The 24168-nt window shown below is 56.6% G+C and carries 27 protein-coding genes; 13 read left to right on the top strand and 14 right to left on the bottom strand.

Going from position 1 to position 24168, the window contains the following annotated elements:
- Position 1: 1 nt before the first annotated feature.
- From AAC632_RS04685 to AAC632_RS04705, 5 genes are all read right to left on the bottom strand, one after another.
- Positions 2-1345 (bottom strand): M16 family metallopeptidase, encoded by a 1344-nt coding sequence (locus AAC632_RS04685; protein WP_340297887.1) that lies wholly within the window; start codon positions 1343-1345, stop codon positions 2-4.
- 107 nt (positions 1346-1452) lie between these two features.
- Positions 1453-1968: a DUF3035 domain-containing protein gene (locus AAC632_RS04690; protein WP_340252911.1), complete on the bottom strand. Its 516-nt coding sequence runs from the start codon at positions 1966-1968 to the stop codon at positions 1453-1455.
- 45 nt (positions 1969-2013) lie between these two features.
- Complete coding sequence (lspA, locus tag AAC632_RS04695) at positions 2014-2487, bottom strand: signal peptidase II (protein WP_340252909.1); 474 nt, start codon at positions 2485-2487, stop codon at positions 2014-2016.
- Between the two features lie 10 nt (positions 2488-2497).
- Positions 2498-4087, bottom strand: a complete 1590-nt coding sequence (gene purH, locus AAC632_RS04700; RefSeq protein WP_340297886.1) for a bifunctional phosphoribosylaminoimidazolecarboxamide formyltransferase/IMP cyclohydrolase — start codon at positions 4085-4087, stop codon at positions 2498-2500.
- 352 nt (positions 4088-4439) lie between these two features.
- The gene (locus tag AAC632_RS04705) at positions 4440-5723 is read right to left on the bottom strand and encodes an RsmB/NOP family class I SAM-dependent RNA methyltransferase (RefSeq protein ID WP_340297885.1); all 1284 of its coding nucleotides are present in this window, start codon (positions 5721-5723) and stop codon (positions 4440-4442) included.
- Between the two features lie 91 nt (positions 5724-5814).
- Here AAC632_RS04705 and AAC632_RS04710 point away from each other — a divergent pair, with 91 nt between their 5' ends.
- A complete protein-coding gene (locus tag AAC632_RS04710) occupies positions 5815-6000 on the top strand; it encodes a DUF1674 domain-containing protein (protein WP_340252903.1) in 186 nt (61 codons plus the stop codon).
- 15 nt (positions 6001-6015) lie between these two features.
- Here the strand turns inward: AAC632_RS04710 and AAC632_RS04715 are convergent, their stop codons facing one another.
- Both AAC632_RS04715 and dapB read right to left on the bottom strand, forming a co-directional pair.
- Entirely contained in the window at positions 6016-6378 is a 363-nt protein-coding gene (locus tag AAC632_RS04715) for a dihydrodipicolinate reductase (protein WP_340297884.1), read from the bottom strand.
- A gap of 56 nt (positions 6379-6434) precedes the next feature.
- On the bottom strand, positions 6435-7244 hold the full coding sequence (gene dapB, locus AAC632_RS04720) for a 4-hydroxy-tetrahydrodipicolinate reductase (RefSeq protein WP_340297883.1): 810 nt from the start codon (positions 7242-7244) through the stop codon (positions 6435-6437).
- Positions 7245-7356: 112 nt separating this feature from the next.
- On the opposite strand from dapB, the gene rbfA reads away from it, so the two are divergent.
- The 8 genes from rbfA (at position 7357) to AAC632_RS04760 (ending at position 14841) form a co-directional block, all read left to right on the top strand.
- Positions 7357-7776 carry a 30S ribosome-binding factor RbfA gene (gene rbfA / locus AAC632_RS04725; RefSeq protein ID WP_340252897.1) on the top strand — a complete coding sequence of 140 codons (420 nt, stop codon included), beginning with the start codon at positions 7357-7359 and terminating at the stop codon, positions 7774-7776.
- Entirely contained in the window at positions 7760-8539 is a 780-nt protein-coding gene (locus AAC632_RS04730) for a phosphodiester glycosidase family protein (RefSeq protein WP_340297882.1), read from the top strand. Before rbfA ends, AAC632_RS04730 begins: the two co-directional genes overlap by 17 nt.
- 33 nt (positions 8540-8572) lie before the next feature.
- The gene (gene truB / locus AAC632_RS04735) at positions 8573-9478 is read left to right on the top strand and encodes a tRNA pseudouridine(55) synthase TruB (RefSeq protein WP_340297881.1); all 906 of its coding nucleotides are present in this window, start codon (positions 8573-8575) and stop codon (positions 9476-9478) included.
- The gene (locus AAC632_RS04740; RefSeq protein ID WP_340252891.1) at positions 9475-9981 is read left to right on the top strand and encodes a DUF1643 domain-containing protein; all 507 of its coding nucleotides are present in this window, start codon (positions 9475-9477) and stop codon (positions 9979-9981) included. Before truB ends, AAC632_RS04740 begins: the two co-directional genes overlap by 4 nt.
- A gap of 14 nt (positions 9982-9995) precedes the next feature.
- Complete coding sequence (locus tag AAC632_RS04745) at positions 9996-10889, top strand: alpha/beta fold hydrolase (protein ID WP_340297880.1); 894 nt, start codon at positions 9996-9998, stop codon at positions 10887-10889.
- Between the two features lie 490 nt (positions 10890-11379).
- Complete coding sequence (gene rpsO, locus AAC632_RS04750) at positions 11380-11649, top strand: 30S ribosomal protein S15 (protein WP_340297879.1); 270 nt, start codon at positions 11380-11382, stop codon at positions 11647-11649.
- A gap of 252 nt (positions 11650-11901) precedes the next feature.
- A complete protein-coding gene (gene pnp / locus AAC632_RS04755) occupies positions 11902-14037 on the top strand; it encodes a polyribonucleotide nucleotidyltransferase (protein WP_340297878.1) in 2136 nt (711 codons plus the stop codon).
- A 168-nt stretch (positions 14038-14205) separates the two neighbouring features.
- Complete coding sequence (locus AAC632_RS04760; RefSeq protein WP_340297877.1) at positions 14206-14841, top strand: L,D-transpeptidase; 636 nt, start codon at positions 14206-14208, stop codon at positions 14839-14841.
- A gap of 36 nt (positions 14842-14877) precedes the next feature.
- Here AAC632_RS04760 and AAC632_RS04765 read toward each other — a convergent pair whose 3' ends face one another.
- From AAC632_RS04765 to AAC632_RS04790, 6 genes are all read right to left on the bottom strand, one after another.
- Positions 14878-15531, bottom strand: coding sequence for a peroxiredoxin (locus AAC632_RS04765; RefSeq protein WP_340297876.1), 654 nt, complete (start codon positions 15529-15531; stop codon positions 14878-14880).
- A gap of 114 nt (positions 15532-15645) precedes the next feature.
- Positions 15646-16296, bottom strand: a complete 651-nt coding sequence (locus AAC632_RS04770) for an RluA family pseudouridine synthase (RefSeq protein ID WP_340297875.1) — start codon at positions 16294-16296, stop codon at positions 15646-15648.
- 7 nt (positions 16297-16303) lie between these two features.
- Positions 16304-16519, bottom strand: coding sequence for a hypothetical protein (locus AAC632_RS04775; RefSeq protein WP_340297874.1), 216 nt, complete (start codon positions 16517-16519; stop codon positions 16304-16306).
- Positions 16516-17382, bottom strand: coding sequence for an MBL fold metallo-hydrolase (locus AAC632_RS04780; protein ID WP_340297873.1), 867 nt, complete (start codon positions 17380-17382; stop codon positions 16516-16518). Before AAC632_RS04780 ends, AAC632_RS04775 begins: the two co-directional genes overlap by 4 nt.
- 70 nt (positions 17383-17452) lie before the next feature.
- The gene (locus AAC632_RS04785; RefSeq protein WP_340297872.1) at positions 17453-18112 is read right to left on the bottom strand and encodes a ChrR family anti-sigma-E factor; all 660 of its coding nucleotides are present in this window, start codon (positions 18110-18112) and stop codon (positions 17453-17455) included.
- Positions 18109-18624: a sigma-70 family RNA polymerase sigma factor gene (locus AAC632_RS04790; protein ID WP_340245130.1), complete on the bottom strand. Its 516-nt coding sequence runs from the start codon at positions 18622-18624 to the stop codon at positions 18109-18111. The genes AAC632_RS04785 and AAC632_RS04790 overlap by 4 nt, the downstream gene beginning before the upstream one ends.
- 337 nt (positions 18625-18961) lie before the next feature.
- Here AAC632_RS04790 and AAC632_RS04795 point away from each other — a divergent pair, with 337 nt between their 5' ends.
- From AAC632_RS04795 to AAC632_RS04810, 4 genes are read left to right on the top strand one after another with little or no spacing between them, the layout of a single operon-like run.
- Positions 18962-20254: an NAD(P)/FAD-dependent oxidoreductase gene (locus AAC632_RS04795; protein ID WP_340297870.1), complete on the top strand. Its 1293-nt coding sequence runs from the start codon at positions 18962-18964 to the stop codon at positions 20252-20254.
- Positions 20255-20266: 12 nt separating this feature from the next.
- On the top strand, positions 20267-21031 hold the full coding sequence (locus tag AAC632_RS04800; protein ID WP_340297869.1) for a DUF1365 domain-containing protein: 765 nt from the start codon (positions 20267-20269) through the stop codon (positions 21029-21031).
- Complete coding sequence (locus AAC632_RS04805; RefSeq protein ID WP_340297868.1) at positions 21031-22269, top strand: MFS transporter; 1239 nt, start codon at positions 21031-21033, stop codon at positions 22267-22269. The genes AAC632_RS04800 and AAC632_RS04805 overlap by 1 nt, the downstream gene beginning before the upstream one ends.
- Before the next feature lie 30 nt (positions 22270-22299).
- Complete coding sequence (locus AAC632_RS04810) at positions 22300-23028, top strand: SDR family NAD(P)-dependent oxidoreductase (protein WP_340297867.1); 729 nt, start codon at positions 22300-22302, stop codon at positions 23026-23028.
- Here AAC632_RS04810 and AAC632_RS04815 read toward each other — a convergent pair.
- Positions 23025-24167, bottom strand: a complete 1143-nt coding sequence (locus AAC632_RS04815; protein WP_340297866.1) for a saccharopine dehydrogenase family protein — start codon at positions 24165-24167, stop codon at positions 23025-23027. The two genes, AAC632_RS04810 and AAC632_RS04815, sit on opposite strands and share 4 nt — an antisense overlap.
- Between the last annotated feature and the right edge of the window lies 1 nt (position 24168).

Raw genomic sequence — 24168 nt, forward strand, 5'->3', positions numbered from 1 at the left:
ATCAATTCTCCGCCGCCTGTGCTTGGGTCAAATAGCCAGTCACGCGTGGCGCATCTGCAAACAGTGCCCGCGCCGCATCCATAACATTGTCCATCGTGGTGGCCGCAATCACATCTGGCCAGTTTTGGACATCTTCCACTTCAAGCCCTGAGGTCAGGGCCATCCCGTAAAGCCGCGCAAGCCCCGAAGCATTATCGCGCGCATAGATATCCGAGGCCTCATATAGAAGTTTGATCCGTTCAAACTGGTTTGGATCAATCCCGCGCTCTAGAAACTCTGCAATGACGTGATCCAGATCGGCTTCCGCCTCTGCAAGGGTGACGCCCGCGCTTGGCATATTGATCAAGGTGAATTGCGTGTCGTCAAGGCTGAGGCCCGAGTAATAGGCAGTCGCAAAGACCGAGCGCTGTGTGTCGAATTGCAAGGCGCGCCCCAAGACGGAGGTAGAAGGGGCACCCCCCAAGATTTCAGCCAACAGGCTGAGGGCTGCGGCGTCTTCTTGCGCGCCATGGTCGCGCTTGGGCGCGCGATAGCTGCGCATCACATAAGGCTGCGCGACGCGTTCATCGGCAAATTCAAATCGTTGATCTTGTGGAAGGGCGGCATCTTCGACCCGTGCGCGGGCGGGCAATTCTGCAGAAGCGAGCGCGCCGTAATGGGTTTGCGCCAGTCTGCGCACCTCCTCAGGGGTCACATCACCTGCCACAACAAGGATGGCGTTATTTGGGGCGTAATAGGTTTCGTAAAAGGCCAACGCATCTTCGCGGCTGAGCGTCTCCATTTCCGTCCGCCACCCGATGACCGGAATGCCGTAAGGGTGGCTTGGATAGGCCAATTGGCGGAATTCTTCGTTAAACAGCGCGCCTGGATTGCTATCTGTGCGCTGTGCGCGTTCTTCTAATATCACGCTGCGCTCTGTCTCTACCTCATCAGGGTTGAGGCGCAGATTGGCCATGCGGTCGGCCTCAAGCTCCATCATCAAGGGCAAGCGGTCAGCGGCCACGCGTTGGAAATAGGCCGTATAATCCCACGAGGTGAACGCGTTATCATCGCCGCCATTTTCTTCGACAATGCGCGAAAACTCTCCGCTTTCGCGGGTTTCTGTTTCTTTGAACATCAAATGTTCAAGGAAATGCGCGATGCCTGATTTGCCTTCAGGTTCATCTGCCGCACCGGTGCGATACCAGACCATATGCACAACGGCGGGGCTGCGGTGATCTTCGATCACAACCACATCCATGCCATTGTCCAAGGTAAAGCTCGTCACATCGCCAGAGGTTTGCGCGTAGCCTGTGCCGATTGGCAGCAATGCAAGCCCCACTAAAGCCGCAATGATCCTGCGCATAACTCCTCCTAGGTTGGCCTATGTGCAAAAACAGATAGGCCGCCGCTGCACAGGGTTCAATCAGCCGCGCGCAAGGGCGCGGTCACAAAGTGATGATCAATGCGGGCTTACTGCGGCTGCGGCTCGGGGGGTGCGGCGGGGGTGCGAATGCCCGCACGGCGCAGACGCTCAAGTTCGGCATAACGATCCAAGGAGATCGGGCGATAGGCGCGGTAATAGACATTCACGCCAAAGACCCGCTCCAAGAGCCGCCCATCATTGTCACGGCGGAAGGCCAAATCTTCCGCAGCCAATTGGTCGCGGATGCCCTCTTCAATACCAAAGCGTGTCGCGTGGGCCAAAAGGCTGTTGGTTACACCACCGCCGCGCGCTGCATTTCCGCCAAGCGCGGCAATCGCATCTGACTCAGGGGTCGGGTCGGTGCGGTTTGTGCCACCGGGTGTTGGTTCAGGCAGCGCCGCCAAATCCGTTGGGATTTCAATGGGGCGTGTTGGCAAAATGGCAAATTCATCTGGGCCAGATTGGTTGGCGCGTAAATTCATCAAAGATGGGTCGCCCTGTGAACAGGCGGCAAGGCCCATCAGGGCGCAAAAGGTCAGGAGAATATGCGGTTTGCGGCTCATAAAATCCTCCATGGCACAAAGCACCACGTCATGCCAAGGTTTCTCTCATACCTTGGGCTTTTCGTCATTCGAAAACAAGAGCAACCCGAACACACCCGCAAATATACCGATATCTGCGATATTAAACGTATAGGGGTTATTGATCCCGCAGCAGGACATGTTCAGGAAATCCACAACCGCCCCGTGATAGAGGCGGTCAAACGCATTTCCCAAAGCCCCACCTGCCACTGAGCCCGCCGCAATCGCACTGAGTTTGCTCTGGCTGTTGCGGCCCAGCAGGATCATCCACGCGGAAACCGCAAGCGCCAAAGCAATCAAACCATAACGCAGAAGGTCGGGGCTGTTGGCGAAGAGGCCAAAATTTATCCCGCGGTTCCAACCCATGATGAAATTCAGATAGGGCGGCATGACCGAGACCTGTCCGACACGATCTAGATCAAGCACCAAAAGCATGATCCATTTGCTGGCCTGATCAAGGATGATCCAAAACAGTGCGGCAATAAGTGTTAAACGGGTCATCATGCCCCCCTTAGTGACGGAAATGGCGCATTCCTGTAAAGACCATCGCAAGGCCTGCCTCATCGGCGGCAGCGATCACCTCGTCATCGCGCATGGAGCCGCCCGGTTGGATTACCGCCTTGGCCCCTGCCTCTGCAGCCGAAAGCAGACCATCGGGGAAGGGGAAGAAAGCGTCAGAGGCCAAAACTGAACCAATCGCAGGGCTTTGCGCAAGACCAAGGATGTCGGCCATATCCTGCGCCTTGCGCGCGGCAATGCGCGAACTGTCGACACGGCTCATCTGGCCTGCGCCGATGCCAACAGTGGCGCCGTCGTTGACATAGACAATCGCGTTCGATTTGACGTGCTTGGCCACTTTCCATGCGAACAGCAAATCAGTGAGCTGCGCATCGGATGGTTTGAGTTTGGTCACGACTTTCAAATTGCTCAGATCAATTTGGCCATTGTCTTTATCTTGCACCAGATACCCGCCTGAAACTTGGCGGATGGTCATCGCGGCTGCTTTTGGGTCTGCAAGCGCATCTGTGGTCAAGAGGCGTAGATTTTTCTTTGCGGCGAAAATGGCGCGCGCTTCCTCATCTGCACCGGGGGCAATGACAACCTCGGTGAAGATCTTTGTGATTTCCTCTGCGGTCGCACCATCAAGCGGTTGGTTGAAGGCGATAATCCCCCCAAAGGCCGATGTGCGGTCGCAGTCAAAGGCCCGCAAATAGGCCTCGGTCAGGCTTGCGCCGCGGGCAACGCCACAGGGATTGGCATGTTTGATAATCGCACAGGCAGGGCCGCCATCGGGCAAGAACTCGCTGACCAATTCAAAGGCTGCGTCTGTGTCGTTGATGTTATTGTAGGACAGCTCTTTGCCTTGGTGCTGTTTCGCGGTGGCAACGCCCGCGCGGCCTGTTCCATCGGTATAAAAGGCAGCCGCTTGATGTGGGTTTTCGCCGTAACGCAACGACTGCACCAAGCGCCCTGCCACAGCACGGCGGCGCGGTGCGGGATCCCCCAAAGCATCTGCCATCCAAGTTGAGACAGCCGCATCATAGGCGGCGGTGCGAGCATAGGCGGTCTGCGCCAAAGTTTGGCGGAAGCGCAGCGTGGTTTGGCCGCCTTGCGCATCCAACTCGGCCAGAAGGGCAGTATAATCTTCGGGATCGGTCACAACGCTGACAAAACCGTGGTTCTTTGCGGCAGCGCGGATCATCGCGGGCCCGCCGATGTCGATATTCTCAACGCAGTCTTCGTAGCTTGCCCCTTTGGCGACAGTCGCCTCGAACGGGTAGAGATTGACCACCAATAGATCGATCGGCGCGATGTTATGCTCGGCCATGGCGGCTTGGTGATCAGGATTGTCACGCAAAGCTAGCAAGCCGCCATGCACCATCGGGTGCAGGGTTTTGACGCGGCCATCCATCATTTCAGGAAATTTTGTAACCTCGGAAACATCACGCACCGCAAGACCTGCCTCGCGCAGGGCTTTGGCTGTGCCGCCTGTCGACAAAAGATCAACCCCTCGTGTGGCCAAGGCCGTGGCAAACTCAATCAGACCTGTCTTGTCAGAAACAGAGATCAGGGCGCGGGAGAGGGGGGCGAGATCGGTCATGGGGTTTCCTTGGCATTGGCATCAATCACGGGGTCGCATGATGCCCCCGTGCTATTGGGCGCGCAGAAAACACCATCCGATGGCGCCCCCATAATCTGCCAGCGTGGAAAAGAGAACCACCTGTTTTGTCGCGCGCGGATTTCGATGGTCGGGGTCAAAGTAAACCGAAGGGCGCAAATCCGCGATGCTGAGCCTCAAATGAACACGGCCCGCAGCCTGATGAGGTTGCGACACGGATAGGGCAGGCACCGATTGCGATCCCCTGATCGGGGGCGGGAGTGATGTCATTATGCGTATAATTCAAGCAGCTGGCCAAGCGGTCTGTCTTGTGTAGCGGCTTGAACCTGCGCTGTCACCGCTTTTGCAAAAGCGCCATGTAAAATCCGTCAATTCCGCCACGATCTTGCCAGTAATGCGGTAAGATACGCAGACCGCCTTCGGCACTGATCCATGCGGGATCAACCCCAAGCGCCTTGGGAGCAAGTGGCAAGACGGCGAGATTAGCGTGTCGTTTCAGCGCGGCTTTGATTTGGTTTTCACCCTCATTGGGCAAGAGCGAGCAGGTGCAAAACACCATGCGCCCGCCTGTGTCTAAAAGCGATATAGCGTGATCAAGCATTTGCATTTGCAGCTTCGTCAGCGCTTCCACTTCACGGGCAGATTTAACGAAGGGCAGGTCAGGGTGACGTCTTATGGTGCCAGTGGCCGAGCAGGGCGCATCAAGCACGATGATAGGCCAAGGGCCGCTGTCGAATTCTAACGCATCGGCCGTCACCATATCCGCCGACAGGCCCGTGCGGCGCAGATTGACGCGCACGCGGCCCATACGGTGTTTTGACAAATCAAGTGCGGTGACCTTCGCCCCTGCTGCTGCAAGCTGCATGGTCTTGCCGCCAGGTGCTGCGCACAGATCAAGCACAGGTTGCCCTGACACATCGCCCAAGAGCTTCACAGGAAGGGCGGCGGCGGCATCTTGCACCCAAAACGCACCCGCCTCATAGCCGCCAAGCGTGGATATTTGGGTTTGGCGCGGCAATCGGATGCTGCCCGTGGGCAAGGATTCACCTGCCTCGAAGGGGGTGCTTTGGTCGCGTAAGGTGATGTCAATTGGCGCACCTGCCTCATGCGCGGCTTCAATCGCGCGGGTTGCGGTTTCGCCCCATGCCCCCCCAACCGCTTTGCGCAACCAAACGGGCAAGGTTTGTGGGGCCAGTTGCGCCCATCTTGCGCGCCCTTCTTGATCGACCTTACGCAGGACAGCGTTGATCAAACCAGCCGCGCCGCCTGTTGCGCGGCCTTGTTTGGCGATGGCAACAGCCGCGTTGACCACGCCATAGGCTTCGGCTTCATCAAGCAACAATTCCGCAACCCCAAGACGCAAAATATTTTGGGCCAATGGGTGTGGGCGGCGCTCGAGATAGGCTGACAGCAAGGTGTCAATGCGGCCTGTGTGGCGCAGCACCGCTTGCGCCAAACGCTCGGCGCGGGCGCGATCCTCGGGGGCAAGACCGCGCGGTTGGTCGAGATGAGCAACCATCTGGCGGTCAAGATAAACCGCGCGCAAAATGGCCAATGCGGCCTTGCGGGGGCCTAAACCTTGGGTATCTTGGCGACCCTCTTCGCGTGTCCGCGCCATTTTCTATCCTTGTCTCTGGGTTTCGCTGCCGTATATCACGGGGGAGACAGAGATCAATCGCGCAGCCCTTTTGCTGTGCTATGAGGCCGCTATGAGTGAGACTAAGACGGACAAGCGCGACCTGCCCCCCGCTGCACAGCGGGCTTTGGCTGAGGCGGAAGCCCGCCGCGCTGAGGCGGAAGCGGTAAAATTGCCCAAGGAGCTTGGGGGGCGCGATGGCCCCGAACCCGTGCGCTATGGCGATTGGGAGAAAAAAGGCATCGCCATTGATTTTTGACGCGGGCCCTGCCGCCTAGCGCAGTGTCAGGTCAGCATAGATGCCCGCACCCTCATCAGCCGTAAATCGCAGGGTTCCCTCCCGCTCTTCCACCAATTGGCAATTATAGTCTAATGGCTTTGCGCCAAAGCTGAGATTGCGGCAGAAATAGCCATTTTGCCACGCCCAATCCCCCGTAACAGGGCGTCCAAAGGCGCGGCCCGTGATGTCGCCATCAGGCTCAACGGTTAAACGAATGCCAAAACGGGTGAGCTCGCGCCCTTCGATCAAAGAAACGAACCTTGCGCGATCCGTCACGGGCGTAAAGCCTTCTGCCGCTGCGGCATCCGCCAGAATCAAGACACCAAGCATTGAGCCGAGCGCCAATCTGTTCAGCATAATCTGCTCCGTAACCAACATATACTGCTGTGTTACGAAAGATAGAGCGGCTTAGATCACAGTCCAAGCACATCCAGCATAGAAAATTCACCTGGGCCTTGGTCTTGTGCCCAAATAGCGGCCTTGAGGGCGCCGCGCGCGAAAATGGCGCGATCCGTTGCAATATGGCGCAGGACAAGACGTTCCCCTGCGGCCGCAAAGATCACATCATGCTCGCCAACAATGTCGCCGCCTCGAATGGCGGAAAAGCCGATTGCGCCCGCCTCCCGCGCGCCCGTGATCCCGTCACGGCCTGCATCGCGGACATCTGCTAGGGAAACCCCGCGCCCCTCTGCGGCGGCTTCGCCGAGCATAATGGCCGTGCCAGAAGGGGCATCAACCTTGCGGTTGTGATGCGCCTCCACGATTTCAATGTCGAAATCCTCATCCAATGCAGCGGCCACCTGTTTGGTGATCTGCACAAGCAGGTTGACCCCAAGGCTCATATTGCCTGCGCGCACGATAGTGGCATGGCGGGCGGCGGCTTTGAGTTTTGCAAGCGCTGCATCATCCATGCCCGTTGTCCCAATGATATGGGCCACTCGGGCTTGGGCCGCCAAAGCGGAATGCGCCACCGTGGCTTCAGGAGATGTGAAGTCGATGATCGCTTTGGCTTTGGGCAAAATTTCAAGAAGGTCGTCCACGACCGGCACACCCATCTCGCCGCGCCCCATCGCTGCGCCCAAATCCTGACCGATCCATGCATGGCCTGCGCGTTCGGTGACGCCGACCAAATGGGTGTCGGGGTTGGCCTCTACGGTTTCGATCAACATCCGCCCCATGCGGCCTGATGCGCCTGTAATGATGATCCCGATTGACTCGCTCATGCCATCCTCCTGTGTTCCAATCCCTCTACCCCAAGTGATGCAAATCGGAAAGCCCGCGCTTGCGAGACGGGCCATGATCGCCTAGATGCGAGAAAGACTTAGGAGAGTGCGGATGGCAAAGAACAAGTTCCATGATGGGCCAGGCCCGTCACAGCGCCAGTTGCGCGTGGGCGAATTGATCCGCCGCACTCTGTCCGATGTGCTGAACCGCGGCGAAGTGCATGATGCAGAGCTTAATCGCCTGTCAATCACAGTGGGCGAAGTGCGCGCGACCCCAGACCTCAAAGTGGCGCATGTTTACGTGATGCCGTTGGGCGGTGGTCAGCGCGAGGAAGCCCTGACAGCGCTGCGGCGCAACACGGGCGAATTACGCCGCGCCATCAGTCGTGAGATGACGCTGAAATATGCACCTGACCTGCGGTTTTTGATTGATGAAACCTTTGATCGCATGGACGAGACGCGCCGTATGCTTGCCGATGAAAAAGTGCGCCGCGATGTCGAGGCCCCAGATCGCGATGACGGGGAAGATTAAATCACTGCTTTTGGGCGCCTTATGTGCGCTGGGCGGAGGCGGGCCTGCAGTCCTATGGGCGGATCAGGCGCCTGTATCTTGCGCGGATTTTCGCTTTGAGGAAACGCCCTTCACCGCTTGTGAAATTGATCTGACCCGCGCTCAGATGCGGCTCTTTCTACGCGATGGTGCGGGCGAGATTTTTGGTTCCTTTCTCAATGTGGCAGACAGCTTACCTGAAAATCAGGTTTTGGCCTTTGCGATGAATGGCGGGATGTATCACCCTGATCGCCGACCTGTCGGTCTTTATGTTGAGCAAGGCCAAGAGGAGATGCGGATCATCACATCTGATGGGCCAGGTAATTTTGGCCTTCTGCCAAATGGCGTGTTCTGCCTAAATGCAGGGAAGGCCGCGGTGATTGAGGCGCGCAACTTTGAAGCCGCGCCACCCGTTTGCGAATATGCGACACAATCTGGCCCGATGTTGGTGATTGATGGTGCGTTGCATCCCGCCTTTTTGCCCGACAGCACATCTCGATATATTCGCAACGGCGTTGGCGTTCGGATGGAGGGGACATCTGTCGTGGCAGTGATTTCTGATGCGCCTGTCACATTCCACCAATTTGCCCGCGTGTTTCGGGATCATTTCGCCATCAACAACGCGCTGTTTTTGGACGGAAACGTATCCCGCTTCTATGCGCCGCAATTGGGGCGCGCGGATTTCGGTTTGCCCCTTGGGCCGATCTTAGGGGCTGTGGTTGACGCGCAAACAGGCCTAGAGTAACGCGACCCCTCTTGGATTTTGGAAGGATCACGCATGGCACGGCGCAAACGGGGACGCGACATCTCAGGCTGGTTGATTGTCGATAAACCTGCGGGGGTGAGTTCCAACTTTGTGGTGAACAAAGTGAAATGGGCGTTGGATGCGAATAAAGCGGGCCATGCAGGCACGCTTGATCCTGAGGCGACAGGTCTTTTGGCGGTGGCGCTTGGCGAAGCAACCAAGACAGTGCCTTACATCACCGATGCCCTCAAAGCCTATGAGTTTGAAGTCACCTTTGGCACTGCGACCAATACTGATGATGTCGAGGGCGAGGTGATCGCGCGCTCTGACCTGAGGCCGAGTGATGATGATATTCGTGCGAGCCTAGCCGCGTTTCGGGGGCATATCACGCAAATTCCGCCGCAATATTCAGCTGTGAAAATAGATGGCCAGCGCGCCTATGCCTTGGCGCGGGCGGGCGAAGATTTGGAACTATCCGCACGACCGCTTTACGTTGAGACGCTTGATCTGGTTTCGCGCAAAAACCCTGGGTCTGCGGTCTTAGAGATGGTCTGCGGCAAGGGTGGTTATGTGCGCGCGATTGCGCGAGATTTGGGTGCCGCATTGGGCTGTTACGGCCATGTTGCGTGGTTGCGCCGTCTGTGGTCGGGGCCTTTTGACTTGGACGATGCTGTGAGCTTGGAACAGGTTGAATTGGCCGCAAAAACCACGGCGCTTGATGCGGCTCTCTTGCCACTCGAACATGCGTTGGACGGGTTGCCACATTTGCGCGCAACCTCAGAAGGCGCGCAGCGCCTGCGGGTTGGAAACCCTGGGCAGGTGATGGATGCTGCGCCCAATTATGGTGATCAAGCATGGGCCAGTTTTGAGGGGCGGCCTGTTGCCATTGGGCGGTATATGGAGGGCGAGCTGCATCCAAGCCGCGTGTTCAACCTGTGATCCGCCGCGCGTTCCAAAAGGGTGATGCCGCGTCAGAGGCGGTCTATTCCGATTGCGAGGCCTATCGCTATAGCCTCACGCGCATTTGGGAAGGCGCAGGCCAGCGCGTGGGGTTTGTGATGCTGAACCCCTCCACCGCGACCGAGACGCAAAACGACCCCACAGTCGAGCGCTGCGAACGGCGTGCGCGCGCGCTTGGGTTTGGCAGCTTCACAGTGGTGAATATTTTCGCATGGCGCGACACAGACCCCCGCGCGATGCGTGCCGCCGCTGATCCGATTGGGCCTGCCAATGATGATGCCATTTTAGGATGTGCAACTGCGGCGCATCAGATCATCTGTGCGTGGGGGGCGCATGGTGCGTTTTTGGGGCGGGGGGCGCAGGTGGCGGCATTGCTGCGCCAAGTTGAAAAACCGCTTTACCATTTGGGATTGTCGAAGGAAGGTCATCCCAAACACCCGCTCTATATTCCCTATTCGACCACGCCAATTTTGTGGAATTGATCTTGGAGGCACCGATGGACAGCGCGACTTCAGGTTTTGTGAAAGAACAAATCAAAACCAACGGGATCACGCTTTCAGTGCATCACGGCGGTCATGGTGCGCCCTTGATTTTGCTGCATGGCTATCCTCAAAACCATATGTGCTGGTCAAAAGTCGCGCCCGATTTGGCCCGCGATTTTCATGTGATCATCCCTGATTTGCGCGGCTATGGTGAGAGTGAAGTTGTCGCCGCCGATGAAGAACATCGCATGTACTCCAAGCGTGAGATGGCCTTGGATGTGGCGGGAGTGATGGATCATTTCGGCATCGAAAAGGCCCATATTGCGGGGCATGATCGCGGCGCACGCGTGGCCTATCGCTTTGCTTTGGATCATCCTGATAGGCTTGAGCGTTTGGCGATTTTGGAAATCGTTCCGACCGTTGATTTTTGGGCGGCATGGGATGCGGAATTGGCGATGAAGGCCTATCACTGGACGTTCCTTGCGCAGCCCGCCCCTTTGCCCGAGCGGATGATCGCGACAGATGGGCCGGCCTATATGGATTGGACATTGGCCTCATGGACATATGCCAAAGATCTAAGCGCCTTTTCTGACGCGGCTTTGGCAGCCTATCGCGCCCAAGCGGCTGATCCTGCGCGCATTGCAGCAATGTGCAACGATTACCGCGCGGGCGCATTTTTTGATCGCGGATTGGATGCAGAAGATCGGGCGGCGGGTCGGATGATCACGGCGCCCCTCTGCTTTCTCTGGGCTGAGGCAGGCTTTCCCGCGCGCACGGGTGATCCTTTGGGGATCTGGCGGGCATGGGCGGAAAACGTGACGGGGCAGGCCGTGGCCAATACAGGCCATTTCATGCCCGAAGAACAGCCCGAGGCGGTTTTGGCCGCCTTACGGGCGCATTTTCTTTAGGACGTGCCTCCAATTGCGCGCAGATGGATATTGTCGGGATTTAGGCCCGTCTTCTGACTCATCCAATTGAAGATCAAACATACATGCAGCGGCATAGCCCGCTGCGATCAAACTGATCAAACCCGTAAGCGCAAGCATCACGCACTCCCGCACATTATGCGATACCCTCAAACGATCACCGGATTTGCGTGAAGTGAGTGAACCTTGCCCTAATGGCAAAATCTGATGCTATGGCAGCAGCAGATGCGTGATGCCAAGCGCCGATGAACGGCGCATGGCGAGGCTGAAAGATGCCATAAATCGCCGAGGTTTGGATAAAAATTTGCGCTCAAGGTTAACAGACCTGTGCGGCACAGATCAAAAAAGCCTTTTCATTTTCGCGATTCCCCCCTATGTGGCCGCAATCCACGGTGCTAGCGCCGTGGGGAAATGGCCTTGCTGGACGACATCCCGGCCTGTGCTGCAACCCTCTAACGTAAAGGAGAGCCCGATGTCGATTACTGCTGAAGAAAAGAACCGTTTGGTCAAAGAATTTGCCACCAAAGAGGGCGACACTGGTTCCCCCGAGGTGCAGATCGCGATCCTGACATCGCGCATTACTACGCTGACTGAGCATTTTAAAACTCACGCCAAAGACAACCATTCGCGCCGTGGCTTGCTTAAGCTTGTTGCTCAGCGCCGTAAGTTGCTGGATTATGTGCGTGCGAAAGACGAAGCGCGTTACCAGTCGCTCCTCGAGCGTTTGGGCATCCGCCGCTAATCTTTGCCTTTATCAGTTTGAAGCGCCCGCTGATCCCGTCAGCGGGCGTTTTTCATTTGGTCATTGGATATTTCCGGCGCGATTTCTGTCTATGCTTTTCATAGCGCACAATCTGCGCTATGTGGCGCGCATCTGAGACGTGACGCAACGACCCCGGCGCATGGGATGATGAAGGGGGTCGGCGGCAATGGGGCCGCCAATGAAACGGAAGACCCGAGAAGGCTTGGGAGTGCTTCCACACAGGAAATGATGATGTTCAACGAAGTGAAAAAATCGATTCAATGGGGCGAGGAAACCCTCACCCTAGAAACGGGCAAGGTTGCCCGTCAGGCAGATGGCACAGTGATCGCAACGCTTGGGGAAACCAGCGTTATGGCAAATGTGACCTTCGCCAAAGAAGCTAAGCCAGGTCAGGATTTCTTTCCGCTGACTGTGCATTACCAAGAGAAATACTACGCCGCAGGCAAGGTGCCTGGTGGCTTTTTCAAGCGCGAAGCGCGTCCTACCGAAAAAGAGACGCTGACCGCGCGCTTGATCGACCGACCCATTCGCCCTTTGTTTGTTTCGGGCTTCAAGCACGAAGTTCTCGTGATGTGTACGGTTCTCAGCCATGATTTGGTGAATGATCCCGACATCGTTGCGATGATCGCCGCGTCTGCAGCGTTGACGATTTCGGGCGTGCCTTTCATGGGGCCGATTGCAGGCTGCCGTGTGGGCTTTGAGGATGGGGAATACATCCTGAACCCGACTGTTGACGATATGCAGGGTCTGCGCAACAACCCCGACCAGCGTTTGGATCTGGTTGTGGCGGGCACCAAAGACGCCGTGATGATGGTTGAATCCGAGGCCTATGAGCTGACCGAGGATGAAATGCTCGGCGCGGTCACATTTGCCCATGAGCAAATGCAGCCCGTGCTTGATCTGATCATTGATCTGGCAGAAGTTGCGGCGAATGAGCCGTTTGATTTCACCCCACCTGATTACAGCGCGCTGTATGAAAAGGTGAAATCCCTGGGTGAAGCGCAGATGCGTGATGCCTATGCGATCCTTGATAAACAAGACCGCGTTGCCGCTGTATCCGCCGCAAAAGAAGCGATCAAAGTGCAGCTTTCCGAAGAAGAATTGGCAGATGAAAACCTTGGTTCGGCACTGAAGAAGCTGGAATCTTCGGTTCTGCGTGGTTCGGTTGTGAAAGACGGCAAGCGGATTGATGGCCGCGCCTTGGATGCGGTTCGTTCGATTGTCAGCGAAACAGGTCTTTTGCCCCGCACGCATGGCTCGGCTCTGTTCACCCGTGGTGAAACTCAGGCCTTGGTTGTGACCACGCTTGGCACAGGCGATGATGAGCAATTCATTGATGCGCTGCATGGCAATTTCAAAGAAAACTTCCTGCTGCATTACAACTTCCCCCCCTATTCTGTGGGCGAGGTTGGGCGTGTTGGCTCACCTGGTCGCCGTGAAATCGGCCATGGTAAGTTGGCTTGGCGTGCGTTGCAGGCGGTTCTGCCTGCGCCTACCGATTTCCCTTACACGATCCGCGTGGTCTCTGAGATCACAGAGTCGAACGGGTCTTCCTCAATGGCTTCGGTCTGTGGTGGTTCCCTGTCGATGATGGATGCAGGCGTGCCGCTGAAAGCCCCTGTTGCGGGTGTGGCCATGGGTCTGGTCTTGGAAGAAGATGGCTCTTACGCTGTTTTGACCGATATCCTTGGTGATGAAGATCACCTTGGCGACATGGATTTCAAAGTGGCAGGCACTGAAGCGGGGATCACCTCGCTGCAGATGGACATCAAGGTTGCAGGGATCACCCCTGAAATCATGAAAAAGGCGCTTGCGCAGGCGAAAGCAGGGCGGATGCATATCCTTGGCGAAATGGCCAAGGCATTGTCTTCGGCCAATGCGTTCTCGGCACATGCCCCACGCATTGAGACCATGCAAATCCCAACCGACAAGATCCGCGAAGTGATCGGGTCTGGCGGTAAAGTGATCCGCGAGATCGTGGAAACCTCGGGCGCCAAGGTTGATATCAATGATGATGGCATCATTAAGATCGCAAGTGCGAACCAAGACGCCATCAAAGCGGCCTATGATATGATCTATTCCATCGTGGCTGAGCCTGAAGAAGGCAAGGTTTACAAAGGCAAAGTTGTCAAAATCGTTGATTTCGGTGCTTTCGTGAATTTCTTCGGCAAGCGCGATGGCCTCGTTCATGTCAGCCAGATCGAAAACCGCCGTCTGAACCATCCAAGCGATGTTCTTCAGGAGGGCCAAGAGGTCTGGGTAAAGCTCTTGGGCTTTGACGACCGCGGCAAAGTGCGTTTGGCCATGAAAATGGTTGACCAAGAGACTGGCGAAGAACGCAGCGAAGAAGAGGCATCGGCGGAGTAAGCTCCGCTTGAGACTAAGAGAACCCCCGCAGCCTTGGTTGCGGGGGTTTTTACCAAGGCGTCACTGACGCAAATGTTAACCGCCCCGCTGCGTGATGTTCTTGTGTCACTGGGGGCAGTTGCGGCATATTTCGGCCAGTAAATTGGCCCCATAACGATGGATTTTGCTATGGATCGCAGACATTTCCTTGCAGGCAGCGCCGCTTTTCTCGCGACCCCCGCCGTGGCACAAGATGCCGTAGGCTTTGACGAGACGATTGAGCGCCCCGAACCACAAGGCCCAAACCCGTGGGGCTTACATCCTCGGCTGATGCCGACACGGATTGTGCATAAGGCTGGCATGGTGCCCGGTCATGTGCATGTCGACCCGATTGCAAAATATTTATACCACATTCTCGATGATGGCACGGCTATGCGCTACGGCGTGGCTGTTGGCCGTTCGGGCCTACAAGCGCCTGGGCAATATACGATCCGCCGCAAGGTTGAATGGCCCAGTTGGCAACCGACAGCCGCGATGATTGCGCGCGAACCAGACCTTTATGCGGAATTTGCAAGCGGCGTCCCTGGTGGGCCAGAAAACCCATTGGGTGCGCGCGCGCTTTATCTTTATGACGGGGATCGCGACACCTATTTGCGCATTCATGGCACGCCACAGCCTTGGTCAATCGGCACCAGCGCGTCATCGGGTTGCGTGCGTATGGTCAACGCGCATGTCAGCGAGCTTTATGAAAAATTGCCGATTGGCACGGTCGTGCATCTGCACAGACCGAATTACGCCATCACAGGCAACGGCACTGCCGCGTAAAATAAAAGCCCCCAAATGTTGGGGGCTTTTTTCTGATTAGCTTGGCTGTTTCGTGGTGCGCAGGTAAGGCAATTTCACATCAATCTCGCCAAACTTTTCACGCGCTTGATTGTCATTGAGCGAGAGCGCCACAATCACATCTTGGCCATGTTGCCAATTTGCAGGTGTCGCAATTGGCTGCCCGAAGGTGGCTTGCAACGCATCCAGAGCGCGCAAAACTTCGGCAAAATTGCGCCCAACCGACATGGGGTAGGTCATGATCAATTGCACCTTCTTGTCAGGCGAAATGATGAACACCGAGCGCACGCTTGCACTATCTGCGGCGGTGCGACCATTGGGCAGGTAGGCCTCGGCTGGCAGCATATCAAAGGCTTTGGACGCGGTCAGATCAAGGTCTGCAATGATTGGAAATTCGGCCTTGGCGGAAGCAAAGCTTTCAATGTCTGATTTCCATTTGCCATGCTCTTCCACGCTGTCCACGGAAAGGCCAATAACTTTGGTGCCGCGCTTGGCCCATTCTGCGCCAAGCTGCGAGACTGCGCCGAATTCTGTGGTGCAGACGGGTGTGAAATCTTTGGGGTGGGAGAATAAGATGGCCCATTGATCGCCAATCCAATCATGGAATTTAAAGGTGCCGTGATCAGTGGTCAGTTCAAGATTGGGGACAATGTCATTGATACGTAGGCCCATGGGGGAGGTTCCTTTTTTTGCCGTTACCCCCTTGATATAGGAAAGCTACCTCGCGCCTTACAGGCCCAATTTTTAGAATTATTCTAATTTTGGCATGACAAAGCGCCGCAGTTCCTAGAACGCGTTTTTCGCACGAAAGGTCATGCCACGCCCGCCATCAGGGTGGCGCAGACGCAGGGTTTCTGCGTGCAGCATGAGGCGCGGAAAGTCGCGTGCAGGCCCAGTAGCATAGAACGGATCGCCCAAAATTGGATGTCCCAATTCCCGCATATGGACGCGCAATTGGTGCGAGCGGCCCGTTTGGGGGAACAGCCGCATCCTTGTGCTTGTCTCGTCATGACGCAAGACCTTCCATTCCGTCACCGCCGCGCGGCCCGTCTCGTGGCAGACCTTTTGCAAGGGGCGGTTTGGCCAATCCACAATCAGGGGTAGATCAATCACGCCCTCTTTGCCGTCAACTTGGCCCCAGACCAAGGCGAGGTAGGATTTCTTCATCATCCGCTTTTCGAATTGCAGCCCCAAATGGCGCTGCGCGGCGGGGGTGCGCGCGAAGACAATCACGCCTGAGGTATCCATATCCAGCCGATGCACCAACAGGGCCTCAGGAAAGGCGGCTTGCAGGCGGGTGATCAGGCAATCCTTCAGATGATCCCCCTTGCCTGGAACAGATAAAAGACCTGCGGGCTTATTGACGACCAGCAGTTCATGATCCTCATGGATCAATTCAAGAGGCGCGTTTGGGGGGCTGTAGACGACTTCGGTCATGGGAGGCTTAGGGATGATCGCGCGTGATCAAACGCCATGCTGACCAAATCGCGCTGCCCATGAAAAACCCACCCGCAATGATGCCAATTTCCGCCATTGCGGGGCCAGATGGCAGGCCACGATACGCGACAGCACCGCCAAGCGCGGCCACACCCACCAAGGAAAAGCAGAGGCGAAACCAAAGCTGGGCACGATCTGGCCCGAATTTGTGCTTTTTGCTCATGAGTTTGGCCCCTCTATCACACATCCATCGTAACCGATGATGATTTCGCCTGAGAACGCATCTGCACAGGCCGCGCGCCAGTGATCGGCGGTAATCTCAGGGTCATCTGCGGGCACAAGGTGGTGCAGGGCCAGACGCGGCACGCCAGCAGCTTGTGCAATTTTGGCAGCATCGCGGGCCTCTGTGTGGGCGCGCACAATATGCGCTTTGAGTTTTGCCCCATCGCCCGTGGTGCGGGCGACCAAGCGATCCACCCCTGCCTCAAGCATGGCTTCGTGGATCAAGAGATCACATCCGCGGGCGAAATCGGCCAAAGGCGGGAAATATGCGGTATCGGCCGAAAAACAGACTGACCAGTCAGGGCTGTCAAAGCGTAGCGCAAAGCAATCAAGAATGGGGGGGTGATCAACCCGCAACGCGCGCACCACTAGGCCATTTGGTAGATTTGCCACAATGCCCTCATCATATTCGGTGATCGTCACCAACCCGCGCAAATCGGGGCGGCCCTCATCATCAATGCGCAGATCAATGTCGAAAGCGAGAGACGCAAGGAACCCCTCCCATACTGCGCCAATGCCTTTGGGGCCGTAAACATAGACAGGGGTGGCAAGGCCAGATGTCCAAGCAGTATGGATCAATCCACCCAATTCCAAAATATGGTCTGAATGAAGATGGGTGATGAAAATCAGATCAAGCGATTTGAGCGAAAGCCCTGTCTGCACAAGCCCCTTGGACACGCCAAGTCCGCAATCCACAACACAGCTGCGCCCTGCAATCTCAAGTAAGCTAGAGGTGGGCATTGGGCCATTGGGGCGAATTGCAGGCCCGCCTTTTACACCCATAAGCACGACTTTGTTGGACATGAGAGCGCCCTTTTGCCTGTTCACGCCCCTGCCTAGCCAAGCAGGGCGTGAATGGAAAGCGGCCAGTTGATCAGATGCGCAGGAATGTTTGCGCGATACGCGGCAAGAGGCCTTCAAATTTCAGGCGCGCATCGGTGGCAATCAGACAGATGCAATCTTCGCCCGCCTCAGCCACGGGGGTGTGGTTCATGGTTTCATCGCCAATTTCGATGTCACCACGCCCGAAACGGTCGGTTTCATCACGATAGGCCCCTTGAAGCACCAAGGTCATTTCGGTTCCGCGATGTGTGTGGCGGGGCATCGCTTGGCCCGCTGGAATGAACAAAAGCCGCGCGGTGGCATCCTTGCCTTCGCTGATAATCGCCTGCTTGCAGCCCATCCCAATCGGGCGCCATTTCACATCTGCCAGATCGCACCCAATCATATCGCGCAGCGGGGCAGGGAAAATGCCATCTTCTGGCCGAGTTTGCTTTTGCGGGCTGGCCACCTCTGATGCGGCGTTTTCATTTATGCGGCTCAGGGTTTTGGAAAGGCTGTCCTGTGCAAGGGGGGCCTCGTCCATCTCGTCTAGGATGCAGCCGCCAACCGCATCAAAGGCATGCAGCCTTGCGCGGGCGTCATCACTGAGCGAGACATGAGTGGCAACAACAAGATCGAAAGCCGCAGGCAAACTGCCTGCTGCGTAGCCGATCAAAAAGTCGTCACTGATATGATGTTTTACTTCGGTCATTTGGTCGCTTGGCTCATGTTATGACGCAATCTCTCTAGCGCCAACCTAATTCTCGATTTGATCGTGCCAAGGGGCAGGCCTGTTTCTGTTGCAATCTCGCCATGGCTGAGATCCCCAAAATAGGCTTTTTCGATCAAAACTCTTTGTTTCTGAGGTAGTCTTTTGAGGGCTTCGGCCAGTTTGCGGCTCTCTTGTTGGAGGGCAAGAACATCTTCTTGGTCGGGTTCTGCCTCTGGCCCCCATGGTAAATCTTCTGGCTCTGGTCGTGCATATTTGCGCAACAGGTCAATCTTGCGGTTCCGCGCAATGGTGAAAATCCATGTCGCGACCGAGGCCCGCGCGGGATCAAACAGATGTGCTTTGCGCCACAAAGTGGCCATCACATCCTGCATACATTCTTCCGCGAGCGCCTCATCCGCGCCTGACTTGATCAAAAAGGCTTTCACGCGCGGGGCGAAATGCCGAAACAAAGCAGCGAAGGCCGCTTGATCACGATCTTGCGCAATCGCCATCACTTCGGCGATCCATTCGCAGGACTGCACCTTGAGGGGGGGAGGGGTCAGCGGTGTTGACATCAGCGGCTCCGCATCAGCGGGGGCTGACTCATGCCGACCTTGCGCGCAATGTGCATCGCGAGGGTTACCTGCCGTCAAATTATGAACATCAAGGTCGAGCATAACACGGTTACGCGTATGTTACAGGGTTGGATCAAAAAATTATCGTGAGGGCCGTCCGCCCTTCGAATTTTGGCGCACGCTTAGAAAAAATTGAGGCAATTTTTAATCCAAGGCGCGACAGTGGGCGTAAACTTGGCTAGACAGAGAAAGAACACTAACAAGGAAAATATCCGTGCCATTTGAAACACCCCCCGCCCCCCCTCGCACTGTGGCCGTCATCGGGGGAGGGATCTCAGGGATGGGGGCCGCCTATTACCTTGCGCCAAATGCCAATGTAACCTTGTTTGAAGCGGAGAACCGCCTTGGAGGGCATGCGCGCACTGTGGTTGCAGGCCGCCACCGCGATCAGCCTGTTGATACGGGGTTCATCGTATTCAACTACGTCAACTATCCTAATTTGGTGCGTCTGTTCGAAGAGCTGCAGGTTCCTGTTGTCGAGAGTGACATGAGTTTTGCGGCCTCAATCGGGGGCGGGGCGATTGAATATGGCCTGCATTCGCTCAAGGCCCTATTCGCGCAACGCAAAAACCTTGTGCGACCGCAATATCTGCGCATGTTGGCTGACATCATGCGCTTTAACGCGCAGGCGGCCAGTTTAGCCAATGACAGCTCACAAACCTTGGGCGAGTTCATGGATGAGTTGGGTATGGGCGCGTGGTTTCGCGATTACTACCTGACCCCAATTTCTGGCGCGATTTGGTCGACCCCAAAAGAGGAGATCATGGATTTCCCCGCCCAGGCCCTTGTGCGGTTTTTCCAGAACCACAACTTGCTGCAAGCGTCAGGCCAACATCAATGGTGGACCGTGCATGGCGGCTCTATTGAATATGTCACGCGGCTTGAGCGCGCGTTGAGCGAGCGTGGGGTGACCATCGTCACCAATGCAGGCGTGGACAAGGTCAAGCGCGTGGCGGGCGGTGTTGAGATCCGCCGTGATGGCCAATGGCAGCGCTTTGACGATGTGGTCTTTGCAACACATTCTGATGACAGTTTGGCGCTCTTGGCGGATCCAACCGCGCAAGAACAAGCCGCCCTTGGTGCAGTCCGCTATCAGCCCAATGAAATGGTGTTGCACGCAGATCGCCGCGCGATGCCATTGCGCGAAGTCACATGGGCAAGTTGGAATTACACCGAGCGCGCAGGCTATAGCGGTGGCCCAATTGATCTGACCTATTGGATGAACCGCCTGCAACCCATCCCAAAATCTGACCCGCTGTTTGTGACATTGAACAGCCGTGGAGAGATTGCAGATGATTTGATCTATGACACAGCAACCTTCCGTCATCCCGTTTATGATTTGGCCGCATTAGCCGCACAAGGCACAGTGCGGGCCATGAATGGCACTGGAAACACTTGGTTCTGCGGGGCGTGGATGAAAAATGGGTTCCACGAGGATGGGTTGGCCAGTGCGATTGATGTGGTCAATGCTATGGCCGAACGGGATCGCATGGTTGCGGCGGCCTGACGGGAGAAAGCAGTGTCATCATCGGTGGATTATATCGCAGGCGAAACATTTCATGGCCGCAGGGGCGCTGTGGAAAACGCGTTTCGATATTCCATTGATTACGTGATGCTTGATGCAGAGGTGGATGATCTGATTGCCCCCGCATTGTTTGGCCGTAACAAGGGAAATCTTGCAGCCCTACGGGATCTTGACCACGGCGGTGCGCCCAAAAACGGAGCGGGGGCCAGTTGGGCACGCGCTGTTTTGGCCGCGCATGGATTGGCCGAGCAGACCCAAGGCAAGCTGATGCTTTTGGCGCAGCCGCGTCTCTTGGGCCATGTGTTCAACCCTGTCAGTTTTTGGTTGGCCTATGATACCCAAACGCGCTTGCGCGTTGTCATTGCCGAAGTGTCTAATACTTTCGGTGATCGGCATTCCTATCTTTGCCATCGCAAAGATCTCGAGGAAATCACCCGTCACGATATTTTGCGGGCAAAAAAGATCTTCCACGTCTCGCCCTTCCAAGAAATTGAGGGCGGTTATGAATTCCGCTTTGATATTCGTGCGGATCGGGTGGGGATTTTCATCGATTATGCAACGGGGAATGAGGGGCTTTATGCCACGCTGACCGGCGCGCGGCGTCCGTTGCGCAATGGCGATATCTTGCGCGCCTTATGGCGGCGGCCTTTTGGGTCGCGCAGGGTTTTGGGCCTGATCCATTGGCAGGCGCTGAAATTATGGATCAAGGGCGCGCCCTATCGCCCGCGCCCTGAGCCGCCCGAACGCGAGGTGTCTTGATGGCTAAGCGCAGCGCGCCCTTGGCGGGCTACGCAGTTTTTGCCGCCATGCTGTCGAGCGCGGGTCTGCCCATTTATATCCATGCCCCGAAATTCTATGTCGATGAATATGGCTTGGGCCTTGCGGCGCTCGGGGGCATCCTTTTCGGCTTGCGGTTATTTGATGTGGTGCAAGACCCTGCTTTGGGATGTTTGGCACGCACCACCCGCGCCTATCGGAGGGGCATGGTGGCGGGGGCTGTGACGATTCTTGCTGCCTCCATGTATGGCCTCTTTGCCATTGCGCCGCCGATTGCCCCCGTGTGGTGGTTTGCGCTGACCTTAATCGGATTGTTCTCGTCTTTCTCCTTCCTCACGATCTGCTTTTACGCCGAGGGTGTGCAAACCGCCGAACGGCTTGGAACAGATGGTCATTTGCGCCTTGCCACATGGCGCGAAACGGGGGGGTTGTTGGGGGTATGCTTGGCGTCAGTTGCCCCGATTGCATTGGCAAGTTTCTTGCCCCACCCGTTTACAGGTTTTGCGATTGGCTTTGTGGGTCTTTGCGCCCTTGCCTATGTGTTGATGCGCCCTGACTGGGGGCAGGGGGCGGCGACACCGCCAACCGCCTTTGGCACAATCTTGCGCGATCAGACGGCGCGGCGTTTGTTGGGTATTGCTTTGATCAATGCCGCCCCAGTCGCGGTGACCTCCACCCTTTTCCTGTTCTACGTTGAAGGGGTGTTGCAGGCCCTTGGATGGGAGGGGCCGCTTTTGTTGTTGTTCTTTCTCGCTGCCGCCCTGTCCGCGCCATTTTGGACACGGGCCGCCACGCGCTTTGGGGCCAAGCCTGTATTGTTGTTTGGCATGGCTTTGTCGATTTTGGCCTTCGCCTTCACCCTCGCTTTGGGGGCGGGCGATGTGGTCGCTTTTGCTTTGATCTGTTTGACTTCGGGCATGGCGCTTGGGGCAGATTTGACGATCCTGCCTGCCATTTTCTCGCGTCATTTGTCCAAAATCGCACCCGAGGCGGGCGCAGCCTTCGGATTGTGGTCTTTCGCGACCAAATTCACCTTGGCCTTCGCCGCTGTCACCCTATTGCCCCTGTTGGAGGCCGCAGGGTTTGAGGCGGGCGCGGCCAATCCCGAAGCGGCATTGTCGCGCTTGGTGCTGCTCTATGCGGCGGTTCCTTGCGCGCTCAAGCTGCTTGCGATCACGATTCTGAGTATCACACCTTTGCCACAAGAACGCGCGCGCTAGGTTTACTTTCGCGAAAGAGATGGGGTTTTTATGCGAGATTTTGTAGGAAAGACATATTGGCTTGTCGGCGCATCCGAAGGGTTGGGTGCAGCCTTGGCTGAGAAATTATCTGGCGCAGGCGCGGAGGTGATCTTATCCGCCCGATCTGAGGCGCGGCTTAATGAGGTTGCGACACGCCTAAACGGCCCATCTCGGGTTGTGCCCATGGATGTCAGTGATGCGCAAAGCGTGGCCAAAGCCGCTAGGCATGTCGGCGATATAGATGGGATGGTCTATCTTGCAGGGGTTTATTGGCCGATGCATGCCAGCGCTTGGGATAGTGACCAAGTCTTGGCGATGATGGATATCAATGTCATGGGTGCGGCGCGCGTCTTGGGCCATGTCGTGCCGCAATTCGTGGCAAAGGATGCAGGTCATATCGTCATCACGGGCAGTCTGTCGGGCTTTCGTGGCCTCCCTTCGGCCACAGGCTATGGCGCATCGAAGGCAGCGGTGATGCATATGGCGGAATCCCTGCGTGTGGATATGCGGCGCAGCAATGTCGCCGTGCAACTGGTCAACCCTGGTTTCATCCGCACGAGGCTGACCGATAAGAACAATTTTGCCATGCCGTTCATCATGGATCCCGCCCCTGCGGCAGATATTTTCTTGCGCCATATGCGGCGCAAGAAATTCAGTTGCAGTTTTCCATGGGGCTTTGGGGCGTTTTTCAGGGTCAGTCAGTTCTTCCCCGATTGGCTCTACTACCGCATTTTCTAGGCGAGATGGTCGACCACAGACAGGCTTTGGGCAAGGGTTCCCACAACCTCCATCCAGTCGCGGACAAGCCCGATATCATGCGGCGCAGCGGACACGCCCGCAGGCACGGCCCCCGTGATTGCCGCTTTGACGGCCAGTGCGACCGGGGTTGAGACAAGCCGCGCCATCGCTGTGCCGCGCGCATCGCCCCATGCATCCATCACATAGGTTTTGTGCCACCGCGCAGTCCCCGCGACCTCTGCTTTGAGAGAGACGCATAAAACAACGCGGTCTGGCTCATCTGCCTCATAGGAATTTTCGCGCCAGAATTGGTCAGACATCTCGCGCAGCCGCGCATCGCCCGCCGCCCCCTCGAGGGTTTCGATTTCGCGGAACACGGGCGCCCATGCTTCAGACCACCCTGCAAGACGCAAAGTGCCGCGCACAAAGCGCTGCACATTCCAATCGGCTTCAAACCCGTATTCGGCCATAAAAGGCAGGCTGTCGCGGTTTGGATAGACCTCAAATTCCTCTGGCGTTTCAAGGGGTGCGGTGTAGTGCGAAATCGCATCCCAAGGCCGCGAGACGTTTAATTCTTTGCCATTGGCAATGGAACGCGAAGGCGACCGCAGTGCTTTGAGAACGCCAAGCGGCGACCAGCTGAATTTGTAGCGAAACGGGTTCGCGATTTTGGGAATCCCACCGCAGTAAGAGATGAAATCATGGGCATTTTGCGGGTCAAAAGCAGCACTGTTGCGATAGTCATGCATGAGGGCATGGGCCATCAAATGGTCGATGCCCGGGTCAAGGCCCACCTCATTGACAACGCAAACCCCAGCCTTGCGTGCCGCCTCATCCAATGCGCGCATCTCAGGTGCGATATAGGAGGAGGAGACAAAATGTGCCCCTGCCGCAATCGCCATTGTGGCAAGCGGCACATGCATATCGGCAGGCAGCATTGAGATAACCACATCGCCCTTTTTCGTGGCTTCGGTGAGGGCTGCCATATCAAACGCGCGGATGTCTTTTGCGATATCCCCGACAGCTGCCTTGGCTTTGTCGACACTGCGGTTCCACACGACCACATCGCCTTCGGTTTCAATCAGATGGCGCAGGCCTGGAATGGAGGACAGACCTGTTCCACACCAATGAATTGTCATG

Source organism: Roseobacter sp. HKCC-CH-9351 (assembly GCF_037830295.1).
GTDB lineage: Bacteria > Pseudomonadota > Alphaproteobacteria > Rhodobacterales > Rhodobacteraceae > M30B80.